Below are 22,726 nucleotides of genomic sequence, written 5' to 3'. Positions count from 1 at the left end.
TTATTTCCCAATGCAGAAGCTGGCGAAGATGCGGCCGAGTAAATCGTCGCTGCTGACCTGGCCGGTGATTTCGCCCAGCGCCTGCTGGGCCAGGCGCAGTTCCTCGGCGGCCAGTTCGGGGCCGGCGCGGCCGGCCAGCAATTCGGCGCTGCGGGCGGTCGATTCGGCCGCCTGGCGCAGGGCCTCGACATGCCGGCGGCGGGCGCTGAACTGGCCCTCGGTGCCGGCAAAGCCGGCCGCTTCGCGGATACGCGCGCGCAGCAGGTCCAGGCCCGCGCCGCTGCGCACGGACAGGTACACGTCGGTCCAGCCGCCCGCAGGCTCGGTGCGGGGCGGTTCGCCAGTCAGGTCGATCTTGTTGATGACGCGCGTCAGGGCGCTGGCCTGCGCCAGCAGCTCCGGCGGTGGCTGCTGCGGCGCGCTGGCCTCGGTGACGAACAGCAGCTGATCGGCTCGGGCGATCTCGGCCCGCGCGCGGCGCATGCCTTCCTGCTCTATCGGGTCGTGGCTGTCGCGCAGGCCGGCGGTGTCGACCAGGTGCAGCGGCAGGCCGTCGATGGCCAGGTACTCGCGCAGCACGTCGCGCGTGGTGCCGGGGATGGCGGTGACGATGGCGGCCTCGCGCTCGGCCAGGGCGTTCAGCAGGCTGGACTTGCCGACGTTGGGCGCGCCGGCCAGCACCACGCTGATACCCTCGCGCAGCAGGCGGCCCTCATCGGCGCGGCCGACCAGGGCGCGCAGCTCATCGGCCAGACGCGCGGCATCGGTGGCCAGGCGGCCATCGGCCAGCAGGTCGAGTTCCTCGTCCGGAAAGTCGAGCCCGGCCTCGATCTGTACGCGAAGCTCGATCAGCCGCTCGGACAGCGCGCCGATCTGCCGCGAGAACGCGCCGTCCAGGCTGCGCAGGGCGGCGCGCACGGCGGCCGTGCTGGCAGCGTCGATCAGATCGGCAACGGCCTCGGCCTGCGCCAGATCGAGCTTGTCGTTCAGGAACGCGCGCTGGCTGAACTCGCCCGGCGCGGCCTGACGCGCGCCCAGCGCCAGCACGCGCGCCAGCAGCATGTCCATGACCACCGGCCCGCCGTGGCCGTGCAACTCGACCACGTCCTGCCCGGTGAACGAGTGCGGCGCGGGAAAGTACAGGCACAGGCCCAGATCGATGGGCTGGCCGTCGGCGTCGCGGAAGGTGGCGAGCTGGGCGTGGCGCGGCGGCGGCAGGCGGCCGGTCAATGCGCTGCAGATTGCCGTCGCCGCCGGGCCGGACACTCGCACCATGCCGACACCGCCGCGGCCCGGCGGGGTGGCGATGGCGGCGATGGTGTCCGTGGGGGCGCTCAGGCCGCGGCCTTGCGCTCCAACTGGCGGTTGATGAACCACTGCTGGGAAATCGACAGCACGTTGTTGACGAACCAGTACAGCACCAGCCCGGCCGGGAACAGGGCGAAGAACACCGTGAACACCAGCGGCATGGCCAGCATGATGCGCCGCTGCATCGGCTCCATGCCGGCCATCGGCGTCATGCGCTGCTGCAGGAACATCGAGATGCCCATCAGCACCGGCAGCACGTAGTACGGATCGGCGCCCGACAGGTCACGAATCCACAGCACGAAGGGCGCGTGGCGCAGCTCCACGCTCTCCAGCAGCACCCAGTACAGCGAGATGAACACCGGAATCTGCACCACGATCGGCAGGCAGCCACCGAGCGGGTTGATCTTCTCGGTGCGGTACAGCTCCATCATTTTTTCGTTCAGCTGCTGGCGGTCGTCCTTGTAGCGCTCGCGCAGGGCCATGATCTTGGGCTGCACCTTGCGCATGTGTGCCATGGACCGGTAGCTGGCCGCCGACAGCCGGTAGAACGCCAGCTTGATCAGCAGCGTGACCAGGATGATGGCCACGCCCCAGTTGCCGACAAAATTGTGGATGGTGCGCATCAGCCAGAACACTGGCTGCGCCAGCACGGTCAGCTTGCCGTAATCGACCGTCAGGGCCAGGCCGGGGGCGACGTCGTCCAGGCTGTCCTGCGCCTTTGGGCCGGCGTAGAGGCGGGTTTCCCAGCTGGCGGTCTGGCCCGGCGCGACGCTGAGCGGGCCGGCGATGCAGCCGACCAGGAAGCGCTCGTCCGCCAGCGCCTTGGTGTAGCAGTTCTGGGCCTGGCCCTGGGTGAGCAGGAATGCGGCCAGGAAGTAATGCTCGGAAAGGCCCACCCAGCCGTCGCTGAGCGTGGTCGCCAGCGGCGTCTTGAGCATGTCGGCGTAGCCGATCTTGCGGTACTTGTCGGCGGCGCTGTAGTACACGGCACCCTGGAACGAGGCCGGCATGAACATGCTGCCCTTGGCATCGGCACCTTTCCTGCGCATCAGCTGCGCGTACGGCTGGGCCTGCCAGGGCTGGCTGCCGGTGTTGCGCACCTCGTAGCGCAGGCCGATGTCATAGCGGCCGCGGGCGAACCGATAGACCTTGCGCACCTCGATGCCCGCGCCGGCATCGACCCAGGACAGCGGCACTTCCAGCGTGTCGGCGCCGGGCGCGAGCTGATAGCTGTTGGCCGCGGCGGTAAACGCCGCCTGATGATCGGGTGCGCGCCCGGCATCGGCCGACAGCAGGCCGGTCTGGGACTCGAACAGCCGCGGCGGGGCGGCATCCAGAATGCTGTAGGGTGGGGCATCCGGCCCGGCGTGGGCACGGTAGGCGGTCAGGTCCAGGCGCGTGATGTCGCCGCCCGCGGTATCGATCTGCACGTTCATCACGTCGGTGCTGACCGCGACCGGCGTACCGGACGGGCGCGCCGCCGGTGGTGCGACCGGCCCGGCCGCGGCCGCCGGAGCGCTTGGAACCGGCGCTGTCTGGCTGACCGCCGGTGTCGGCAGCGTGCCCTGTCCAATCGGCGGCGGCTGCACCGGCTGCGGGCGCTGCGCCTGCCAGGCCTGGTAGATGAAAAAGGTGATGACCAGCAGCAGGGTCACCAGCACGAGCCGCACGGTTTCCATGGTAATTCCGGTTGATTCAGCGACAGGCGGGGCGGCGCGGCCAGTGCTCGGGCACCGCATCGAGCCCACCCGGATGCCAGGGATGGCAGCGCAGCACGCGCCTCATCGCCAGCCAGCCGCCCCGCCGGGCGCCGAAGCGGCGCACCGCCACCACGGCGTAGGTCGAGCAACTGGGATGAAACCGGCAGCGGCGCCCCAGGAACGGGCTCAGCAGAATTCTATAGGCGTGCAGCAGGCCCAACAGCAGACGCCTCACGGGACCATCTCCAGCGCGAGGGCCGCGTCGACATCGGCATGAGTGACGGCTGCACTGTGGACGCGAAGGATGACGTCGACTGCCGGCAGTTCATGCTGGCGCTGGCGGAACGATTCGCGCGCCCAGCGCCGGATGGCGTTGCGGCGCACCGCATGACGCACACTGCGTTTCGGAATCACCAGGCCCAGCCTGGCCAGACCGGCGTCGTTGCGTAGTGTGATCACTTCCAGCCCCCCCCGGCGCCGGCGCCGGCCACGCCGGAATACATCCTGGAACTGACGGGGCGCCAGCAGACGCTGCTGGCGGGTAAACCGATAGCCCGTGGGGGGCGGGTCAGCCAGAATCAGACGCAGCTGATGCGGTGACGGCCCTTGGCGCGACGGGCGTTCAGCACCTTGCGTCCACCAACGGTGCGCATGCGGGCGCGAAAACCGTGCGTGCGGGCGCGATGCAGGTTGCTGGGTTGATACGTACGCTTCATGACCGCGTCATCCAAAAAGGGCTGGCAAAAAGGGGCGGAAGCATAACGGTCTAGCCTTCACCCGGTCAACCGGTGAACAGAGCACGCGCGGCGCATCGGCGGCGCTGACAGGGGTAAACTGGGCGACCGCACCGGCGCACAGAACCCGGATCGGTTTTCCGTCGAGGGCTCCCTTGAAGAACACCTGGCAGGGCTGTCTCGCCCAGCTCGAGAGCGAGCTGTCGCCGCAGCTTTTCAATACCTGGATTCGGCCACTGCAGGCAAGCCTGGTCAACGGCACGCTGCGCCTGCTGGCTCCCAATCAGTTCGTGCTGGAACAGGTGAGCGCCCAGTTCCAGGAGCGCATTCGGGAACTGGTGGCCGAGCGCGGCCTGAATCTGACGCTGGAGATTGGCAGCAGCGTCGCGCAGCCAGAGTCGGTCAAGACGTCACCCGACGGCGCCGCGACGCCGCACAAGCGCAAGCGACAGGCGGCCCCGGCCGTGGACCCGGCGCTGCGGTTCGATGCCTTCATCGAAGGCAAATCCAACCGCCTGGCCCGCGCCTCGTCCCTGCTGGTCAGCGAGAACATGGGGGGTCTGTACAACCCGCTGCTGCTGTACGGCGGTGTGGGTCTAGGCAAGACGCACCTGCTGCACGCGATCGGTAACGCCGTGCTCGCGCAGCGCCCGCAGTCCCGGGTCGTCTACGTATCCGCCGAACGGTTCGTGTCGGACATGGTTTCGGCGCTGCAACAGAACAGGATCGACGCGTTCAAGACCTACTACCGAAACCTGGACCTGCTGCTGGTGGATGACATCCAGTTCCTGGCCGGCAAGGAGCGCTCGCAGGAAGAGTTCTTCCACGTGTTCAATTCGATGCTGGAGAGCAAGAACCAGCTGGTGATGAGCTGTGACCGTTATCCGCGCGATATCAAGGGCCTGGAAGACCGCCTCAAGTCCCGCTTCGGGTGGGGGCTGTCGGTTGCGGTCGAGCCGCCCGACATGGAAACCCGCGTCGCCATCTTGCTCAGCAAGGCCGATCTGGCCAAAAAGACCGTGCCCCAGGACGTGGCGTTTTTCATCGCCAAGCGGGTGCATTCCAATGTGCGAGAGCTCGAAGGCGCACTGCTGACGGTCATCGCCTATGCCACGCTCACACATGCGCCGATCAGCCTGGAACTGACTCGCGAGGCCTTGAAGGACATCATCAAGGCGCAGGATCGACAGGTGACCCTAGAGTCCATCCTCAAGGCGGTAGCCGAGTACTACCGGCTGCGCGGCAGCGACCTGACGGCTCGCAGCCGCAAGCGCAACTTCGTTCGCCCGCGCCAGGTCGGCATGGCGCTGGCGAAGGAGCTGACCTCCTGCAGCCTGCCGGAAATCGGCGCGGCGTTCGGGGGGCGAGATCACACCACGGTGCTGTACGCCTGCGAGCGGGTCACGGAACTGCGCCGCGACGACGAGTCGATCGCCGCGGACTACATCAATCTTCGACACATCCTGACCAGCTGAAAACCTGTGGATAAGCCTTGGACAGCGGGTCGGGAAAGCGTGGTCAACGGCGGCCGTCAGGGACTGTTAACCGTGTCTGTTGCTTTTTTTACATCGCCAAAACTAAATTCAACTCATTGATGTAAATTGATTATTTTTAGTTACCCAGTTTTCCACAGCGCTAATACTAATAAGCTTTAAATATTCAATACATGGAACTTAATCGAGGTCGACCATGAAGATCAGCGTGGAACGCAACCAGCTTCTGACACCCCTGCAGGTTGCGCATGCGGTGGTCGAGCGCCGCCAGACGCTGCCGATCCTGGCCAACGTGCTGCTGACCGCTACCGAGCACGGGTTTCGTCTGTCCGCGACCGATCTCGAGGTCGAACTGTCGGTTCCCGGCACGCTCGACAAATGCGTGGCTCCCGGAGCAACGACGCTGCCGGCGCGCAAGCTGCTCGACCTGTGCCGTGCCCTGCCCGACGGTACGCTGCTGACGATCGACGCCAGCGGCGATCGGGCCACGGTTCGCGCCGGTCGGTCCCGATTCAGTCTCAGTATCCTGCCGGCGGCGGAGTTTCCGGGTATTGATGTCACGGCGGATGAGCTGGTGCTCGAATTGCCGCAGCGGGATCTGCGACGTGCCATCGAGGCAACACACTTCGCCATGGCGCAACAGGACGTGCGCTATTACCTGAACGGCATGCTGTTCGAAATCAATGCCGGCAAGGTGCGGCTGGTGGCGACCGACGGTCATCGCATGGCGATAACGGAGTTGCCGCTCGAACTGGCACCCGAACTGAATCGGCGCATCATCGTGCCGCGCAAGACAGTCATCGAGGCCCTGCGGCTTTTGAGTGATGACGAGAGCCCTGCGCGGCTGTGTGTCGGTGTGGATCACCTGACCTTGTCGGCTGCGGACATCGTGTTCAAATCCAAGGTGATCGACGGCAGTTTTCCTGACTACGAGCGGGTGGTGCCCCGCAATCAGGACAAGGTGCTCGATATCGACCGTCTGGCCTTGCGCGATGCCCTGAACCGCGTGGCCATTTTTGCGAACGAAAAGTACCGCTCCGTGCGCCTGCAGCTGGAACCGAATCTGTTGCGACTTTCGGCAAACAATGCGGAAAACGAAGACGCCGAGGACGAACTTGAAGTCGATTACGCCGGTGCCAGCCTTGAAATCGGTTTCAACGTCAGCTACCTGATCGATGTGCTGACGGCCCTGCGCAGCGAGTCGGTGCGGCTGCACCTGTCGGATCCGGGCAGCAGCTGCCTGCTGACGGAGCCGGCCGGCGGGTTCAATCGCTACGTCATCATGCCGATGCGGCTGTAGAGGAAATCGATGCGGTTGTCGCGACTCATCGTTCGCGATGTGCGCAACCTGGAAGCGATCGACTGGTGTCCGGCGCCGGGGCTCAACGTGCTGGTGGGGCCAAACGGTGGCGGCAAGACATCCTTGCTCGAGGCGATCCATCTGGCTGCAGTCGGGAGGTCGTTTCGAACACGGGATACAACGCAGGTCGTTCGGCGCGGGACCTCTGGCTTGAATGTCAGCGCGTGGTTCGATGACGCCGACGGACGCGAATTGCATGTCCGTCTGGATCGGGACGCGGCCGGTACGCGGATGCGGTTGGATGGGCGGCCGCTCAAGGCGGCATCGGAGCTGGCCCGGTTGCTGCCGGTTCTGGCGCTGTCCCAGGATGGGGTGCGGCGGTTCAGGATTGGATCCGGCGAGCGGCGCTCGGTGTTGGATTGGGGCTTGTTTCACGTGGAACCGGGATTTCACGTGACCTGGGCGCGGTATCACGCGGCCCTGGCGCAACGCAACGCAGCGCTTCGCGCCAGACAGCCGGCATCGCCGTGGTTGGATGTGATGGGCGAGGCCGGAGAGTCGATCAGTTCCTGCCGGGCAGCGTATGTCCGCAGGCTGCAGGCCTGTGTCGATGTGGTTTGCCAACGACTTCAGCTCGACTTTGGTGTGACGCTGGATCTGCAACGTGGCTGGCGTGATGGCGTGACCCTGGCCGAGTACTGGTTCGAATCCGAAGACAGGGACCGCGGTCTTGGCTACACTTCCGGTGGGCCGCATCGGGCAAATCTGCTTGTGCGCACCGAACAGAAGCTGGGCCTGGAGCACCTTTCGTCCGGGCAGATCAAGTTGCTTTATTTGATTTTGCGGCTGGCGCAGCTTGAGGATTTGCTGAAGCTGAAGCCCGAGTCGCAACCCCTCATTTTCTTTGACGATCTTGCCGCCGAGTTGGACGGCCGTCACCTGAGCGCCGTGCTGGCGGCTTTGGCGAGTCATCAGCTGCAGCGTTTCGTTACCTCTCCGGTCTTGCACGCCGAACTTACCGCCGATGTCGGCGCCGTGTTTCACGTGGAACGGGGCGCGCTGGTGCAGGCATCTTTCCGAGACTCCCATGACTGACGAACACATTTACGACTCTTCCAGCATCAAAGTACTGAAAGGCCTCGATGCGGTCCGCAAGCGTCCCGGCATGTATATCGGTGACACCGATGACGGCAGCGGGCTGCACCACATGGTGTTCGAGGTGGTGGACAACGCAATCGACGAAGCCCTGGCCGGGCACTGCAGTCACGTGAAGGTCGTCATACACAGTGACGGGGGCGTCAGCGTCGAGGACGATGGTCGCGGAATCCCCGTGGATATCCATGCCGAGGAAGGCTGCTCCGCGGCGGAAGTGATCATGACCACGCTCCACGCCGGCGGGAAATTCGACGACAACTCCTACAAGATTTCCGGCGGTTTGCACGGCGTCGGAGTCTCGGTGGTGAATGCACTATCCGAGTACCTGAAGCTGACCATCCGTCGGGACGGCAAACTGCACGAGCAGATCTACCGCGACGGCGTGCCACAGGCTCCGCTTGCGATCGTGGGCGACGCAGACTCGACCGGTACCAAGGTCTATTTCCGCCCCAGCCCGGTGGTATTCACCGACGTCGAGTTCCACTACGACATCCTGGCGAAACGCCTACGGGAACTGTCGTTTCTGAACTCCGGCGTACGCATCGAACTGAATGACGAACGCGACGACCGGCAGGAGGTTTTCGAGTATGTCGGCGGCATCAGCTCGTTTGTCGAGCATCTGAATCGCAACAAGACACCGCTGCACCCGACGGTGTTCCATTTCCTGGACCAGCGCGGCGATGTGGGGGTCGAGGTTGCCATCCAGTGGAACGACTCCTACCAGGAGACGATGTTCTGCTTCACGAACAACATTCCGCAACGGGATGGCGGCACGCATCTGGCCGGCTTTCGAACCGGTCTCACGCGTACGCTGAATCAATACATCGAAAAGGAAGGTCTGGCCAAGAAGGCCAAGGTCGAGACGGCCGGCGAGGACATCCGCGAGGGCATGACCTGCGTTCTGTCGGTCAAGGTGCCGGACCCGAAATTCTCGTCGCAGACCAAGGAAAAGCTGGTTTCATCCGAGGTCAAGGGCATCGTCGAGGCGGCCATCGCCGACAGGTTCAGCGATTTCCTGCTCGAGCATCCCGCCGAGGCGCGCGCCATCGTGTCCAAGATCATCGATGCTGCGCGGGCGCGCGAGGCGGCCCGGCGGGCCCGCGAGATGACCCGCCGCAAAGGCGTGCTGGATATCGCAGGGCTGCCCGGCAAGCTGGCCGACTGCCAGGAAAAGGACCCGAGCCTGTGCGAGCTCTACCTGGTCGAGGGTGATTCTGCCGGAGGCTCCGCAAAACAGGCCCGCGACCGGCGTTCGCAGGCCATTTTGCCGCTGAAGGGCAAGATCCTGAACGTCGAGAAGGCCCGGTTCGACAAGATGCTTGCGTCAGCCGAAGTCGGCACCTTGATCACGGCGCTCGGCTGCGGCATCGGCCGCGAGGAATACAACCCCGACAAGCTGCGTTACCACCGCATCATCATCATGACCGACGCCGACGTGGATGGCGCACATATCTGCACCTTGCTGCTGACGTTCTTCTATCGGCAGATGCCCGAGTTGATAGAGCGTGGTCATTTGTACATAGCCCAGCCTCCGCTGTATCGGGTCAGGAAGGGCAAACAGGAGCGTTACCTCAAGGACGACCGCACGCTGAACCTGTACCTGTTGGAACTGGCGCTGCAGAACGTGGCCCTTCATCCGTCACAGGATGCGCCAGCCCTGCCGGTGGAGGATTTCGAAGCCCTGGCCAAGGACTACACCGCCGCGCTGGCCTTGATCGAGCGTGCCAGCCGGCGCTTTGACCGGCGAATCCTGGATGCGCTTCTGGGGTTGCCGCGCGTGACCGAGGAACGCCTGCAGGACGCATCCGCGATGACGGCTCTGGCGGCGGGCCTGGAGGCTGCGCTCGCGGGCGGCTCCACGCGCTTTACCGCGCGCTGGCAGATCGCATCCGACGGTGCGCAAGGCGCGCTGCAGGTTGAGCGTCACGAGCACGGCGTGCGAACGACGTTTTCCCTGGGACAGGCGTTCTGGCACTCGCCCGAATATCGCGGCATCGGTGTGATGGCAGAGCGCCTGGCTGGCCTGATCGGGCCTGGCGCCACGCTGCGGATTGGCGACACCAGCCGCCCGGTGGCGCGTTTTGGGGACGCCCTTGAAGCGCTGCTTGCCGAAGGTCAGCGCGGGGTCAGTGTGCAGCGCTACAAGGGGCTCGGCGAGATGAATCCCGAGCAGCTATGGGAGACCACCATGGATTTCGCCACCCGGCGCCTGCTTCGGGTGCGGGTGGAGGACGTGGTGGCGGCCGATCAGATGTTCACCACCCTGATGGGCGATGAAGTGTCGCAGCGGCGCGAGTTCATCGAAACCAACGCGCTTGCCGTGGCCAATCTGGACGTGTGAGGTCCAGGCACTGCGCGCTGGCCATCGGTGCGGTGGCCAGTGCGCAATGCCCGCCGATCACTGCCTGGGCAGCCTTCAGGCGGCGCTTTCGGCCAGCTCCGGCGCCGGTTCCCGATAGCCGCAGGCCTTGTCGGGGCACAGTTTCTCGACGCCGCGCCGCTTGGTGGTCTTGATGGTCATGATGGCGTGTCCGCACTTCGGGCACGGCTGGGCCAGAGGCGGATCCCAGACGGCGTATTTGCAGTCCGGGTAACGACTGCAGGAATAAAACAGCTTGCCGTAGCGGGACTTGCGCTCCATGAGCGTGCCCTGTTTGCAGTCCGGGCAGCCGATGCCGGTGTCCTTGGGCTTGTTCAGGGGCTCCACGTGCTTGCAGGTGGGGTAGTTCACGCAGCCTATGAAGCGCCCGTAGCGACCGCGCTTGTAGGCCAGATCGCCGCCACACTCCGGACACTTGCGGTCCAGAAGCTCCAGTGGCGGCTCCGGCTCGCCGGTGGCCGGCTTGATGTCGCGCGTGTACTTGCACTCCGGATAGGCGGTGCAGCCGATGAAGTTGCCCCGCTTGCCAAGCCGTATCGCCAGCGGCTTGCCACATTCGGGGCAGGCCTCGTCCAGCTGCTGCTGCGTGACGTCCCGCCGCGCGACCGAGGTTTCGGTCTGCACCACTCGCTCGTGGAACGGCTGCCAGAAGCGCTCCAGCACCGGTACCCACTCCGCCTCGCCGCGCGACACAGCGTCCAGTTCGTCCTCCAGGCGGGCCGTGAAGTCGTAATCGACGTACTGGGTGAAGAACTCGGTCAGAAAGCGGCTGACCACGCGACCGACGTCGGTGGGCATGAAGCGCTTGCCGTCGAGCTGCACGTATTCGCGCTGCTGGAGCGTAGTGATGATACTGGCGTAGGTCGACGGCCGGCCGATGCCGAATTCTTCCAGCGCCTTGATCAGGCTGGCTTCGTTGAAGCGCGGCGGCGGCTCGGTGAAGTGCTGGTTCGCCTCGAGCGCGCGCAGTTCGACCAGCTCGTCCAACTCCAGCGCCGGCAGATTCGCATCGGCCTGCTCACCATCCTCGCGGTTGTCGTAAACGGCCAGGAAACCCGGCTCGCGCACCGTGGAGCCGGTCGCCCGCAGCAGCGTCGGCTTATGGCCGGGTGGGCACAGGTCGACCGCCACGGTGTCGATCACCGCCGGGTTCATCTGACAGGCAATGGTGCGGTTCCAGACCAGCGTGTAGAGCTTCAGCTGGTCCGCGCTCAGGTACGCGCGCACCGACTCGGGCGTGCGCGCCGCGGAGCTGGGCCGGATCGCCTCGTGGGCCTCCTGTGCGTTCTTGCTCTTGGTCTTGAACACATTGGGCGACTTGGGCAGCGTGTCGCTGCCAAATCGCTGGGCGATGAGCTCCCGGATCTCGGCTACCGCTTCCTGCGCCAGGCTGGTGGAGTCGGTACGCATGTAAGTGATCAGGCCGACCGGGCCGCTGCCGATGTCGATGCCCTCGTACAGCTGCTGCGCGATGCGCATCGTGCGCTGGGCGGTGAAGCCGAAGCGCTTGGAGGCTTCCTGCTGCAGGGTGGAGGTGATGAACGGCGGGCCGGGGTTGCGCTTGCGCGAGCGGCGGGTGATGGCGGCTACCTGCAGCCGGCCCTGGGCCTGCTGCTCGATGGTGCTGCGGATCAGCCCGGCGCGCTCGGCGTCGACCACGCTGAACTGTTCGATCTTCTCGCCTTCGAACTGCGCCAGTTTGGCGGCAAAGGCGGCCTTGCCCTTGGCGACGGTGGCATCCAGGGTCCAGTACTCGCGCGGCACGAAGGCCTCGATTTCCTCCTCGCGCTCGACGATCAGGCGCAGCGCCGGGCTTTGCACCCGCCCGGCGGACAGACCGCGGCGGATCTTCTTCCACAGCAGCGGTGAGATGTTGAAGCCCACCAGATAGTCGAGCGCCCGGCGAGCCTGCTGGGCGTTGACCAGGTCCATGGAAATTTCGCCCGGGTGCTCAACCGCATCCTGGATCGCCCGCTGCGTGATTTCGTGAAAAACCACCCGATGCACCGGCTTGTCGGCGAGCACCTTGCGCTCGCGCAGCAGTTCCGCCAGATGCCAGGCGATGGCTTCGCCTTCCCGGTCCGGGTCGGTGGCCAGCAGCAGCTGGTCGGCACTTCGCATCGCCTTGGCGATGGCATCGACGTGCCGGTTATTGCGCTCGATGCCCTCGTAGCGCATGGCGAAGTTGTGTTCGGTTTGCACCGCCCCTTCCTTGGCCACCAGGTCCCTGACATGGCCGTAGGAGGCAAACACCTCGTAGCCGGGGCCGAGGTACTTCTTGATGGTCTTGGCCTTGGCCGGGGATTCGACGACGACGACGGTTTTTGCTGGGTTCATGGTTCGCGCAGCGCCCGCCGTGGCGGTGCGGTTGTTGTCATTCGGACTGGGGCAGCCGCCAGGCGGGCGGCTGATGGGCTATTGCAGGCGCCGCAGCGCATCCGGTTGGGCCAGCTCTTCCATGTAGGCATACAGGTGAGCCGTGTCCGGCCGGTTGTAGATCACCATGAGCGTGATCCACTTGATGTCGTCGAGGTCGATTTCGTCCAGATCGAGCGCCATGGCGCGGTCGATGATGCGGTCCAGCGATGGCCTGTCGACCATCGGATTCTGCCCCAGCAGGATCAGAAAGCCGCGCGCTTCCAGCGTCAGGCGGTATTGCTCCTGGGCCGAGAACTGGCGCTGCGCATGGTCGCTCCAGGGTATGCAGTCGGTCTGGGTGGCCGTGTCATCATCCTGCGCCAGGCTTTCGAGCCAGTCGAAGGCATGGTCGATCTCCCCTTCACCAAAACCCATGCTGGCCAGCTGGCCGGCCAGTTCATCGCGGTCATCGTCGTCCATCGCGCCGTCCTCGCTGTAGTTGTCCAGCAGGAACATCAACACGTCGAGAACGGATTCCTTCATTGATACCCTCAGCGTGCCGGGTGCGGACCGCAGCGGCCAAACAGGCCACCGGGCAGGGCCGTCACCAGGCCATCCAGTTGCAGCGTCAAGAGCATGGTGGAAACTTCCGCCACCGTCAATCCGGTGCGAGCCACCAGCAGGTCCAGACTGACCGGGCTGTCGCCCATATTGGCCAGCACCGGATTGGTGGCCGCAGCCGGCCGGTCGGTGGCCGGCGGTGCTGCGGACAACGGACTCAGACCCCGCTCGAAGGGCGGCAGTTCCTCCAGAATGTCCGATACGTTCTCGACCAGCTTGGCGCCATCGCGAATCAGCGCGTGGCAACCGCGTGCCAGCGGGTTGTGGATGCCACCCGGGATGGCGAATACCTCGCGCCCTTGTTCGGCCGCCAGGCGGGCGGTGATCAGGGAGCCGCTTTGCGCGCCCGCCTCCACCACCAGCACACCCAGCGACAGGCCGCTGATGATCCGGTTGCGGCGCGGAAAGTTGAAGCTGCGCGGCGGCATGCCCACCGGCTGTTCGCTGACCAGGACGCCACGCTGGCGGATTTCCTGGGCGAGATTCAGGTGCTGGCGCGGATAGACGCGGTCCGGTCCGGTACCCAGTACGGCGATCGTCTGGCCGGGCCCGGACAGTGCGCCGCGATGGGCCGCGCCGTCCACGCCTTCGGCCAGGCCGCTCGTTACCAACAGACCGCATTGCGTAAGCGCCGAGGCCATGGCAAACGCGGTCTCCCGGCCGGCCGGCGAGGCATTGCGGCTGCCGACGATGGCGATCTGGGGCGCCAGCAGCAAGCGGGCATCGCCTTCCACCAGCAGCGCCAGCGGCGGGTCCGCGATATGCGCCAGTTGTGGGGGATAGCCGGGTTGGTCCAGAAACAGTGCCTGCCGGTCCTGGCCATTCTGCAGCCAGTCGAGGTCGGTGCGCGGTGGCATTTCGCCCGCGGCAAGGATCTTGTCCACCAGCGTCGTCCTGCCGCCCAGACAGTCCAGCAACGCCGCGCGATGCGCGCCCAGTGCCGACGACGGCGAACCGAACGCCGCCAGCAGGCGACGCCAGGCTGCAATCCCCAGCCCGGGTACGCGGGCCAGGGCAAGGCCGGCGGCGGTTGGTGTCAGGGGGGCGTGACCTCGTCCAGCACGTGCATGGGCCGGGTGGCTGTCATCACCAGGGCATAGCTGACCCGCTCGAAAAGCCGGAACACCATCACCGTGCCGGCCGGATCACCGGGCGGCTGCACGCGCTGGCGGGTCACCGGGTCGTCGATCGGCGGCGGTACCTGGCGCACCTGCAGCACGTGGCCCAGTTCCACCCCATCGCGCTGTCCGCGGCTCAGAACCACCACGCTGTACTGGCCGATCTGCGAAACACCATCCACGACGCTGATGATATGGCCGCGCAGGGGCGTGGTCGGCACATGCGGCATGTAGGACGCCTTCATCGGGCTGTCGTCGGTCGGTATCAGTACGTCGCCTGCGAGCACCTCGCGGCGCGCCTGTGCCACGGACAGGGTGGCCGGATCGCCGGCACGCTGTACGTTGCCGCGACCGATGAACAGCCCGTTGTAACCCAGTGCTTCGCCGCTTTCCGGATCGCGGTAGGCCTCGCCGATGCGAAAGATGTCCAGCGACTCGCCCGGCTGTGCGGCGGTACCGCGGCCGTAGACCCGATCGCCCGCGCCCACCGCGATGTGCTCGTCCGCGGCCGAGGCAACGTATGCAAAATCAGCCGCCCGGTTGCTGTGCAGCACCACGGCTTCTTCCAGGAAGGCCTGAATGTGCTCCAGCGGAATGGCCGGCACGGCGGTATCGATGGGCGTCGCACGCACCTGCGGCGATATCCCACCCGAGCCGTGGCCCTGACCGTCGCGCATCAGGCGCGGGCCGTCCGCCGTCATCACCAGGCGCAGCCGATCGCCGGGATAGATGAGGTGGGGATTGGCGATCTGCGGGTTTGCCCCCCACAATTGCGGCCAGTACCAGGGTTTGGTCAGGAAGCGCCCGGAGATGTCCCACAGCGTGTCGCCGCGGACCACCACGTAAACGTCAGGGTGGTCGGGCCGCAACTGAAGATCGTCGGCGCGCGCCAGCAGCGGCAAGACAGCCAGAACAGCTAACAGGGAACGGCAAAGTCTGGTCATGGGCAAGTTCCGGCCAGTATGATGGGTGGCGCGCCTGACCCAAGAATCGGTCGCGGCCTGTCAACCGAATATCGGTTCCCACGCGATCGCCTTGAGGCAAACCCTTAAGGCAGGCGCAGTGTAGCCCAGATAAATCTTGTTCCCACGGTCATGGCGCTGCTGGACATACTTACCTATCCCGATCCGAGATTGCGCCAGCGGGCGCGCCCGGTGGATGCCGTCGATGCGCAGGTCAGGCAGCTGGCCGAGGACATGGCGCAGACCATGTATGCCGCCAAGGGCATCGGCCTTGCTGCCACCCAGGTCGGCGTGGCAAAGCGTGTCGTGGTGATGGATCTGAGCGCCGAGCACGACCAGCTGCGGGTGCTGATCAACCCGCGCGTGGTCGCCCGCGACGGCAGCCAGGAGTGCGAGGAAGGCTGCCTGTCGGTGCCTGACGTGTATGACACCGTCGAGCGCGCCCTGCGGGTGACGGTCAGCTATCTCGACCTCGACGGCGAGGCGCGGCAAATGGACGCCGACGGCCTGCTGGCGGTGTGCGTGCAACACGAGATCGACCACCTGGACGGCAAGCTGTTCGTGGACTACCTGTCGCGCCTGAAGCAGGATCGCTTGCGCAAGAAGGCCGACAAGCGTCAGCGCGACGAAGCACGTCCTTGAACATCGTCTTTGCCGGCACGGCGCCGTTTGCCGTGCCGAGCCTGCAGGCACTGCTGGCTGCCCGGCACACGGTGCGCGCCGTGTACACGCAGCCGGACCGCCCGGCGGGCCGGGGGCGCAAGCTGCACCCATCGGCGGTCAAACAGGCGGCGCTGGCATCGGGACTCGCGGTGCGTCAGCCGGCCAGCCTGCGCACGGCCGAGGCCGTCGCCGAACTGTCGGCCTTCGCGCCGGATCTGCTGGTGGTGGTGGCCTATGGCCTGATTCTGCCGCCGGCCATCCTGGGCGCGGCGCGCCTGGGCGCGCTCAACGTGCACGGCTCGCTGCTGCCGCGCTGGCGCGGTGCGGCGCCGGTGGAGCGGGCGCTGCTGGCCGGCGATGCCCAGACCGGCGTGTGCATCATGCAGATGGATGTCGGTCTGGACACCGGGCCGGTGTTTCTGCAGCGCGCGACGCCCATTCTGCCGGACGACACCGGCGGCAGCCTGCGCGAGCGCCTGGCCCAGCTCGGCGCGGAGGCTCTGATTGAGGTGGTGGCAGGTCTCGAGGCCGGTGTCGCGGTCGCCACACCCCAGCCGGCCGAGGGCGCCTGTTACGCCGCCAAGATCGACAAGCGCGAGGCGCAGCTGGACTGGACGCAACCGGCGCAAGTGCTGGAACGCACCGTGCGCGCCTTTGCCCCGGTGCCGCTGGCGTGGACCGTGTGGCGAGGCCAGCGGCTGCGTGTCGGCGGGGCACAGCTGGGCCTTGGCAGCGGACCGCCGGGACAGGTGCTCAGCGCCGGGCCGTCGGGCATTGAGGTGGCCTGTGGCGCGGGCAGCCTGTTGCTCACCCATGTGCAGCCGGAAGGCGGACGCATGTTGCCGGCGCGGGAATTCCTGGCCGGGCGAAAGCTGGTGGCCGGTGAGCAATTGGAAGCGCCCACCCCAGGTTGAGGGGGGCGCCGGCCTGATCCGAAATCAGGCGTTGGCCAGCAGCTTTTCCAGGTAGTGAATGCTGACCCCGCCGCGGCGGAAATCGCCCTCGTCGACCAGGCGCAAATGTAGCGGCGTGTTGGTCTTGATGCCGTCCACGATCAGTTCCAGCAGCGCCGTGCGCACGCGCGCCAGGGCAATGTCGCGGTCGGCGCCGTGGGCGATCAGCTTGCCGACCATCGAATCGTAATTCGGCGGCACGGCGTAACCGTCGTACAGGTGCGAGTCGAAGCGAATACCCGGCCCGCCCGGTGCGTGGAACTGCGTCACCCGCCCCGGCGAGGGCACGAAGCTGACCGGGTCTTCGGCATTGATGCGGCACTCGATGGCATGCCCGCGCCAGGTGATGTCTTCCTGCCGGTAGCCCAGGCCCAGGCCGGCCGCGATGCGCAGCTGCTCGCGCACCAGGTCGACGCCGGTGATCGCCTCGGTCACCGGGTGTTCCACCTGGATGCGGGTGTTCATTTCGATGAAGTAGAACTCGCCGTTCTCGTACAGGAACTCGAAGGTCCCCGCGCCGCGGTAGCGCATCTGCCGGCACACGCTGGCGCACAGCTCGCCCATGCGCAGGCGCTGCTCCTGGGTGATGCCCGGCGCGGGCGCTTCCTCGATCACCTTCTGGTGGCGGCGCTGGACGGAGCAGTCGCGCTCGCCAAGGTGAATGGCCGCGCCCTCGCCGTCGCCGAGCACCTGGAACTCGATGTGCCGCGGCTGGGTCAGGTACTTTTCCATGTACACGACGGGGTTGCCGAAGGCCGCACCGGCCTCGCGGCCGGTGGTGGCGATGGCGCCGTTCAGGGCAGCCTCCGTATGCACCACGCGCATGCCGCGCCCGCCGCCGCCGCCGGCCGCCTTGATCAGCACCGGGTAGCCGATGTCGGCGGCGATGCGCAGGTTTTCGGCCTCGTCATCGCCCAGCGGCCCGCCCGAGCCGGGCACCGTCGGCACGCCCAGTTCCTTCATCAGGGCAATGGCGGCGAGCTTGTCGCCCATCTGGCGGATGGTGTCCGGCCGCGGGCCGATGAACACGAAACCGCTCTGCTCGACGCTTTCGGCGAACTGCGCGTTCTCGGACAGGAACCCGTAGCCGGGGTGGATGGCCTCGGCGTCCGTGACTTCGGCGGCGGCGATGATGGCCGGGATGTTCAGGTAGCTCTTGCTCGGCTCCGGCGGTCCGATGCACACGGATTCGTCCGCCAGGCGCACGTGGATCAGTTCGCGGTCGGCGGTGGAGTGCACCGCCACCGTGCCGATGCCCAGCTCCCGGCAGGCGCGCAGCACGCGCAGCGCAATCTCGCCGCGGTTGGCGATCACCACTTTGGAGAACATGGCGCGCGCCCGTCAGGCGATGACGACGAGCGGCTGGCCGAATTCCACCGGCTGGCCGTCCTCGACCAGGATGGCGGCCACCACGCCGGCCTTGTCGGCCTCGATCTGGTTCATCAGTTTCATGGCCTCGATGATGCAGATCACGTCCCCGGCCGCCACCTGCTTGCCGACCTCGACGAACGGCGGACTGTCCGGGGACGGTGCCCGGTAGAAGGTGCCGACCATCGGGGCGGTCTGTGTGTACCCGGCCGGCTGGGCCGGCGCCGCGGCAACAGCTGCTGGCACCACGGCGGGCGCGGCCGCTGGCGCGGCCACGGGCGTCATCATCACGCCGGCGGGCGCCTTGCTCAGGCGGATCGACTCCTCGCCCTCGCGCACCTCGAGCTCGTTGATGCCGGATTGTTCCACCAGCTCCATGAGCTTCTTGATCTTGCGGATGTCCATCGGGATCCTTGGGTTGTCAGTTTGGGTTGCCAAGCCGGCGCAGCGCTGCGGTCAGCGCCAGCTCGTAGCCGAGCGCGCCAAGACCGCTGATGGTGCCCAGCGCCAGGTCGGAAAAATACGAGTGCCGGCGAAACGGCTCGCGCGCCGCCACGTTCGACAGGTGAACTTCGATGAACGGCAGCGCCACCGCCGCCAGCGCGTCGCGCAGGGCGACGCTGGTGTGCGTGTAGCCGCCGGGGTTGATGACGATGATCGCCACACCCTCGCCGGGCGCCGCCTGCACCCAGTCGATCAGCTGGTGTTCGGCGTTGCTCTGCCGGCAAAGCAGCTCGTGGCCGGCTGCGGTGACCTGCGCCGTCGCCCGGGCGTCGATGTCGGACAGTGTGTCGTGGCCATAAATGGCCGGTTCGCGGCATCCGAGCAGGTTCAGGTTCGGGCCGTGCAATAACAGGATCTTGGCCATGCGGGCTGCCGGTGGGCGTGGGCCGCGGATTCTTGGCCATCGGCCGCGAATTGTCCACATCGGCGGCGAACAGGTGCGAAACCGGGCGCAAGCTTTGCGGCGATCGATGGTGGCTCCTTGTCTTGCGCGGTGCCTGGAGCCGGCGCCCTCGATGCCTTCAGGTGTGGGCGCGCCCGTCGCTCGCGCCAGGGCGGCGTTGCCCGCTCAGCCCACGTCCATCAACAGCAAGGTATTGGAACGCCCGGAGCCGGGCTGATCGCCCTTGGTGATCAGCACGCGCATGCCGGTACTGAGCAGGCCGCGGGCTTTCAACAGTTCCAGCGCGTCCTGTGCCACCCGCTCGTAGGGACGCGCGCCACGGTCGAAATTGACTGCCGTCACGCCACGCATCAGGGCCAGTCGGCGGCGCGTGCGGGCGTGTTCGGTCATCGCAAAAATCGGGATGCCATGCAGCAGGCGCGACAGCAGCAGTGCGGTATGGCCGGAATCGGTGAGCGCCACGGCGGCGCTGATGCGGCCATTGCGTGCCACGTACATGGCAGCCATGGCGATGGCCTCGTCGGTACGCGCGAAGTGGCTCTCGAACTGCGCCGCTGAGCGCTCGGTGACCGGGTAGCGCTCGGCGCCCAGGCAAATCCGTGCCACGGTTTCGATCACCCGCACCGGGTAGGCGCCGACCGAGGTCTCGGCCGACAGCATCACGGCGTCGGTGCCATCCATCACGGCGTTGGCCACGTCCAGCACCTCGGCGCGGGTCGGCACCGGGTTTTCGATCATCGACTCCATCATCTGCGTGGCGGTGATGCAGGGCCGGTTCAGCTCGCGCGCCACGGCGATGATGCGTTTCTGCACGCCGGGCAGCTCGGCGTCGCCGATCTCCACCCCCAGGTCGCCGCGCGCCACCATCACCGCGTCGGCCGCCTCGACGATGCTTTCGAGCGCCGCCACCGCCTCGCTGCGCTCGATCTTGGCCACGATGCGGCCGTGGCCGCCGGCGCCGCGCAGCAACTCGCGCGTCAGCTCGATGTCCAGTGCCCGGCGCACGAAAGAGACGGCCAGATAATCGACTTCAAGCGCCGCGGCGATGGGGATGTCCTCGCGGTCCTTGGCGGTCAGCGCGCCGGCCGACAGGCCACCGCCCTGCTTGTTGATGCCCTTGTGGTTGGAGAGCACGCCGCCGGCCTCGACCTCGCAGTGCACGGCCTCGCCCTGCACAGCAAGCACGCGCAGCTGGATCAGGCCGTCGTTGAGCAGCAGGCGGTCGCCGGGCGCGACGTCCTGTGCCAGCTCGGCATAGTCGGTGCCCACGGCGTTGATGTCGCCGTCCTGCTCGCCGAGCGAGGCGTCGATGCAGAAGTGCGCGCCGGCAACCAGGTTTATCGGCCCGTCCCGGAAGCCGCGCACGCGCACCTTCGGACCGGCCAGGTCGGCCAGCACGGCCACGTCGCAGCCGACTTCCTGGGCCGCCGCGCGCAGGGCGGCGATGCGTCGCTCATGGTCGGCGCGCTGGCCGTGCGAGAAATTGATGCGCGCCACGTTCAGGCCGGCGCGCAGCATCTGCGCGAGCACGCCCGGCGGGTCGGTGGCCGGACCGAGGGTGGCGACGATGCGGGTCTGGCGCTGGACAGTCATGGGGACTCCGCGGGGCATTCGAGGGCGGCGAGATCGGCCGGCGCATTGATGTTGCAGAAGGCCTGTGGGTCCGATGCAGCAAAATCCACGCCGATCCAGCCGATTGCGTGCAGCAGTTCGCGCACGCTGCGCCGGCCGGAATCAAGTGCGGTTTCCACCTGCGCCAGCGCGGTGCGCGGCAGCAGCAGGCAGGCGTAGTGGTGGCGCTGGCCGTCCCAGGGCACCCTGGCACGCGGGTCGTCGGCTGGCGCGGCCTGCAGCAGGCGCTGGCCCAGATCGACCGGCAGAAACGGCATGTCGCAGGGCACCGCCAGCAGCCAGGGCGTGGCACAGGCCATAAGTCCGGCCCGCAGGCCGGCCAGCGGGCCGGCGTCGCGGTACGGATCGTCGGTAAGTGGCGCGAAGCCGAGTGCGCGGTAGCGGTCCAGATTGCGGTTGGCGCTCAGCAGCAGCGTGCCGACCTGGCCCACGAGGCGCTGCGCCACGTGCTGCACCAGCGGTTCGCCGTCGAGTTCGAGCAGGCCCTTGTCGATGCCGCCCAGGCGCCTGCCGCCTCCGCCGGCCAGGATCAGGCCGGTGACGGCAGTCGTCGACAGCTTTGACTCGGGGCTGGCTGCAAGGTGACCGGGCATGAGCCGACGCGCTATCCTTTCGCGCTGTCTTCGCGCGCTGCGGGGAGGCGGCAGGCGCACCGTTGCGCCGTCACGGCCCTCCACGACCATGGCCCATCATACCCTCGACGCCCGCTACCTCCTGTGCCCGTTGCCGGTGCTGCGCACGCAGGCGAAGATTCGCGAACTGGCCCCGGGTGACGTGCTGGAAGTGCGGTGCACCGACCACGGCGTGCTGGCGGATATTCCCGCCTGGTGCCGCATCAACGGCCACCGCCACATCGACAGTTTCGAGCGCGACGGCGTGGTGACCATCATCCTGGAGGTGGGCGGCGATGCCGGCGACCAGCGCCCAGCCTGAAGGCGGCAGCCGTTACCAGGCCGGGCGGCGGGTGACGCTGATCGCGGCCGGCATCAACCTGTTCCTGGCCGTGATCAAGTTTGCCGGTGGCATCTTCGCCCACTCGCAGGCGCTGATCGCCGACGCCATCGATTCGACTTCGGACCTGTTCAGCGACATGGCGGTGCTGTACGGCGCGCGCCAGGGCTCGCGCGCCCCGGACAGCAAGCACCCGTACGGCCATGGCCGCATCGAGACGCTGGTGTCGGTGTTTCTGGGTGCGGTGCTGCTGGCAACCGCCGCCGGCATCAGCCTGCGTGCCGCCCAGCGCCTGCTAAGCGGCGAGCCGCTGTTGGCGCCCGAGCCGGTGGCACTGCTGGTGGCCGTGATCGCCATCGGTCTGAAGGAATGGATCTATCGCTACACCCTGCGCGTCGGGCGGGAAACGCGCTCGCGCATGCTGGAGGCCAATGCCTGGCACCAGCGCACGGACTCGATCTCCTCGCTGGTGGTGCTGCTGGGCGTGGGCGGCAGCCTGCTGGGCGTGCCGTATCTGGACCCGGTGGCCGCCATCGGCGTGTCGGTGCTGATCGCCCGCGTTGGCTGGGAGTTGCTCTGGCAATCCGTGGCGGAGCTGTCCGACACCGCCCTGTCGCGCGAGCGGGTGGCGGTGATTCGCAAGGCCATCCGCGGCATCGAGGGCGTGCAGGATCTGCACCTGCTGCGCACCCGCCAGGCCGGGCCGGACGCGCTGGTGGACGTGCACGTGCAGGTCAATCCGCACATCAGCGTGTCGGAAGGGCATCGCATTGCCGAGCACATCCGCGAGCGGCTGATCGCGGACCTGGATGAGGTCAGCGACGTGCTGGTGCACATCGACACCGAGGATGACCAGTCCTTCGAGCGCGGCCGCACGCTGCCGCTGCGGGCTGACGTGGAGGCGCAGATTCGCAGCACCATCGCCGGCCTGGCTGGCGCGGATCGGCTGCAAGGGGTGGTGCTGCACTACGATGCGGACCGAATCGGCGTCGAGCTGCACCTGCCGCTGGCGCTGGCGCCGGACGCGGCCGCGGCAAGTGCCCTGGCCGAGCAGCTGCGCGGTCGGCTGCGGCACCTGCCGCACATCGCCGACGTTGCCGTGCATTTCGTTACCTGAGCCTGC

Annotated in this window: 22 protein-coding genes; 8 read left to right on the top strand and 14 right to left on the bottom strand. The window is 67.0% G+C overall.

Features of this window, described 5'->3' with window-relative positions; translation table 11 throughout:
- The 5 genes from mnmE to rpmH are packed head-to-tail and all read right to left on the bottom strand — an operon-like array spanning position 1 to position 3,724.
- Positions 1–1,338 carry a tRNA uridine-5-carboxymethylaminomethyl(34) synthesis GTPase MnmE gene (mnmE, locus tag H5U26_RS01620; protein WP_366055872.1) on the bottom strand — a complete coding sequence of 446 codons (1,338 nt, stop codon included), beginning with the start codon at positions 1,336–1,338 and terminating at the stop codon, positions 1–3.
- On the bottom strand, positions 1,335–2,987 hold the full coding sequence (yidC, locus tag H5U26_RS01615) for a membrane protein insertase YidC (protein WP_290615986.1): 1,653 nt from the start codon (positions 2,985–2,987) through the stop codon (positions 1,335–1,337). Before yidC ends, mnmE begins: the two co-directional genes overlap by 4 nt.
- Positions 2,988–3,003: 16 nt before the next feature.
- Positions 3,004–3,243, bottom strand: coding sequence for a membrane protein insertion efficiency factor YidD (gene yidD, locus H5U26_RS01610; protein ID WP_290615984.1), 240 nt, complete (start codon positions 3,241–3,243; stop codon positions 3,004–3,006).
- The gene (rnpA, locus tag H5U26_RS01605) at positions 3,240–3,584 is read right to left on the bottom strand and encodes a ribonuclease P protein component (RefSeq protein ID WP_290616833.1); all 345 of its coding nucleotides are present in this window, start codon (positions 3,582–3,584) and stop codon (positions 3,240–3,242) included. The genes yidD and rnpA overlap by 4 nt, the downstream gene beginning before the upstream one ends.
- Before the next feature lie 2 nt (positions 3,585–3,586).
- Entirely contained in the window at positions 3,587–3,724 is a 138-nt protein-coding gene (rpmH, locus tag H5U26_RS01600; RefSeq protein ID WP_068804510.1) for a 50S ribosomal protein L34, read from the bottom strand.
- Between the two features lie 173 nt (positions 3,725–3,897).
- Between rpmH and dnaA the strand changes: the two genes are divergently transcribed.
- The 4 genes from dnaA to gyrB all read left to right on the top strand — a co-directional run bounded on the left by dnaA (position 3,898) and on the right by gyrB (position 10,031).
- On the top strand, positions 3,898–5,217 hold the full coding sequence (dnaA, locus tag H5U26_RS01595) for a chromosomal replication initiator protein DnaA (protein WP_290615981.1): 1,320 nt from the start codon (positions 3,898–3,900) through the stop codon (positions 5,215–5,217).
- Between the two features lie 214 nt (positions 5,218–5,431).
- A complete protein-coding gene (gene dnaN, locus H5U26_RS01590) occupies positions 5,432–6,535 on the top strand; it encodes a DNA polymerase III subunit beta (RefSeq protein ID WP_290615979.1) in 1,104 nt (367 codons plus the stop codon).
- A 15-nt stretch (positions 6,536–6,550) separates the two neighbouring features.
- On the top strand, positions 6,551–7,630 hold the full coding sequence (gene recF, locus H5U26_RS01585) for a DNA replication and repair protein RecF (RefSeq protein ID WP_290615977.1): 1,080 nt from the start codon (positions 6,551–6,553) through the stop codon (positions 7,628–7,630).
- Complete coding sequence (gene gyrB, locus H5U26_RS01580) at positions 7,623–10,031, top strand: DNA topoisomerase (ATP-hydrolyzing) subunit B (RefSeq protein ID WP_290615975.1); 2,409 nt, start codon at positions 7,623–7,625, stop codon at positions 10,029–10,031. The genes recF and gyrB overlap by 8 nt, the downstream gene beginning before the upstream one ends.
- A gap of 75 nt (positions 10,032–10,106) precedes the next feature.
- On the opposite strand, the gene topA is transcribed toward gyrB, so the two are convergent.
- The 4 genes from topA to H5U26_RS01560 all read right to left on the bottom strand — a co-directional run bounded on the left by topA (position 10,107) and on the right by H5U26_RS01560 (position 15,111).
- Positions 10,107–12,407: a type I DNA topoisomerase gene (gene topA / locus H5U26_RS01575; protein WP_290615973.1), complete on the bottom strand. Its 2,301-nt coding sequence runs from the start codon at positions 12,405–12,407 to the stop codon at positions 10,107–10,109.
- Between the two features lie 78 nt (positions 12,408–12,485).
- Positions 12,486–12,971 (bottom strand): DUF494 family protein, encoded by a 486-nt coding sequence (locus tag H5U26_RS01570; protein WP_290615971.1) that lies wholly within the window; start codon positions 12,969–12,971, stop codon positions 12,486–12,488.
- 8 nt (positions 12,972–12,979) lie between these two features.
- Entirely contained in the window at positions 12,980–13,933 is a 954-nt protein-coding gene (gene dprA / locus H5U26_RS01565) for a DNA-processing protein DprA (protein ID WP_290615969.1), read from the bottom strand.
- Between the two features lie 152 nt (positions 13,934–14,085).
- Positions 14,086–15,111: a LysM peptidoglycan-binding domain-containing protein gene (locus H5U26_RS01560; protein WP_290615967.1), complete on the bottom strand. Its 1,026-nt coding sequence runs from the start codon at positions 15,109–15,111 to the stop codon at positions 14,086–14,088.
- Between the two features lie 150 nt (positions 15,112–15,261).
- On the opposite strand from H5U26_RS01560, the gene def reads away from it, so the two are divergent.
- Complete coding sequence (gene def, locus H5U26_RS01555; protein ID WP_290615965.1) at positions 15,262–15,771, top strand: peptide deformylase; 510 nt, start codon at positions 15,262–15,264, stop codon at positions 15,769–15,771.
- The gene (fmt, locus tag H5U26_RS01550; protein ID WP_290615963.1) at positions 15,768–16,706 is read left to right on the top strand and encodes a methionyl-tRNA formyltransferase; all 939 of its coding nucleotides are present in this window, start codon (positions 15,768–15,770) and stop codon (positions 16,704–16,706) included. The genes def and fmt overlap by 4 nt, the downstream gene beginning before the upstream one ends.
- Before the next feature lie 24 nt (positions 16,707–16,730).
- Here the strand turns inward: fmt and accC are convergent, their stop codons facing one another.
- From accC to mobA, 5 genes are all read right to left on the bottom strand, one after another.
- The gene (gene accC / locus H5U26_RS01545) at positions 16,731–18,074 is read right to left on the bottom strand and encodes an acetyl-CoA carboxylase biotin carboxylase subunit (protein WP_290615961.1); all 1,344 of its coding nucleotides are present in this window, start codon (positions 18,072–18,074) and stop codon (positions 16,731–16,733) included.
- Between the two features lie 12 nt (positions 18,075–18,086).
- Positions 18,087–18,518: an acetyl-CoA carboxylase biotin carboxyl carrier protein gene (accB, locus tag H5U26_RS01540; RefSeq protein WP_290615959.1), complete on the bottom strand. Its 432-nt coding sequence runs from the start codon at positions 18,516–18,518 to the stop codon at positions 18,087–18,089.
- A 16-nt stretch (positions 18,519–18,534) separates the two neighbouring features.
- Positions 18,535–18,981, bottom strand: a complete 447-nt coding sequence (gene aroQ, locus H5U26_RS01535; protein ID WP_290615957.1) for a type II 3-dehydroquinate dehydratase — start codon at positions 18,979–18,981, stop codon at positions 18,535–18,537.
- A gap of 204 nt (positions 18,982–19,185) precedes the next feature.
- The gene (pyk, locus tag H5U26_RS01530; protein ID WP_290615955.1) at positions 19,186–20,613 is read right to left on the bottom strand and encodes a pyruvate kinase; all 1,428 of its coding nucleotides are present in this window, start codon (positions 20,611–20,613) and stop codon (positions 19,186–19,188) included.
- Entirely contained in the window at positions 20,610–21,245 is a 636-nt protein-coding gene (gene mobA / locus H5U26_RS01525; RefSeq protein WP_290615953.1) for a molybdenum cofactor guanylyltransferase MobA, read from the bottom strand. Before mobA ends, pyk begins: the two co-directional genes overlap by 4 nt.
- Positions 21,246–21,333: 88 nt before the next feature.
- On the opposite strand from mobA, the gene H5U26_RS01520 reads away from it, so the two are divergent.
- Positions 21,334–21,585 (top strand): sulfurtransferase TusA family protein, encoded by a 252-nt coding sequence (locus tag H5U26_RS01520; RefSeq protein ID WP_290615951.1) that lies wholly within the window; start codon positions 21,334–21,336, stop codon positions 21,583–21,585.
- Positions 21,560–22,720 (top strand): cation diffusion facilitator family transporter, encoded by a 1,161-nt coding sequence (locus tag H5U26_RS01515; RefSeq protein WP_290615950.1) that lies wholly within the window; start codon positions 21,560–21,562, stop codon positions 22,718–22,720. Before H5U26_RS01520 ends, H5U26_RS01515 begins: the two co-directional genes overlap by 26 nt.
- The last annotated feature ends 6 nt before the right edge of the window (positions 22,721–22,726 follow it).

Origin of the sequence: Immundisolibacter sp. (assembly GCF_014359565.1) — a bacterium.
In the GTDB taxonomy this organism is placed as follows: Bacteria; Pseudomonadota; Gammaproteobacteria; order Immundisolibacterales; family Immundisolibacteraceae; genus Immundisolibacter.
Note: the sequence above shows the minus strand (reverse complement) of the source record. Positions and strands in the feature narration are given on the sequence as shown.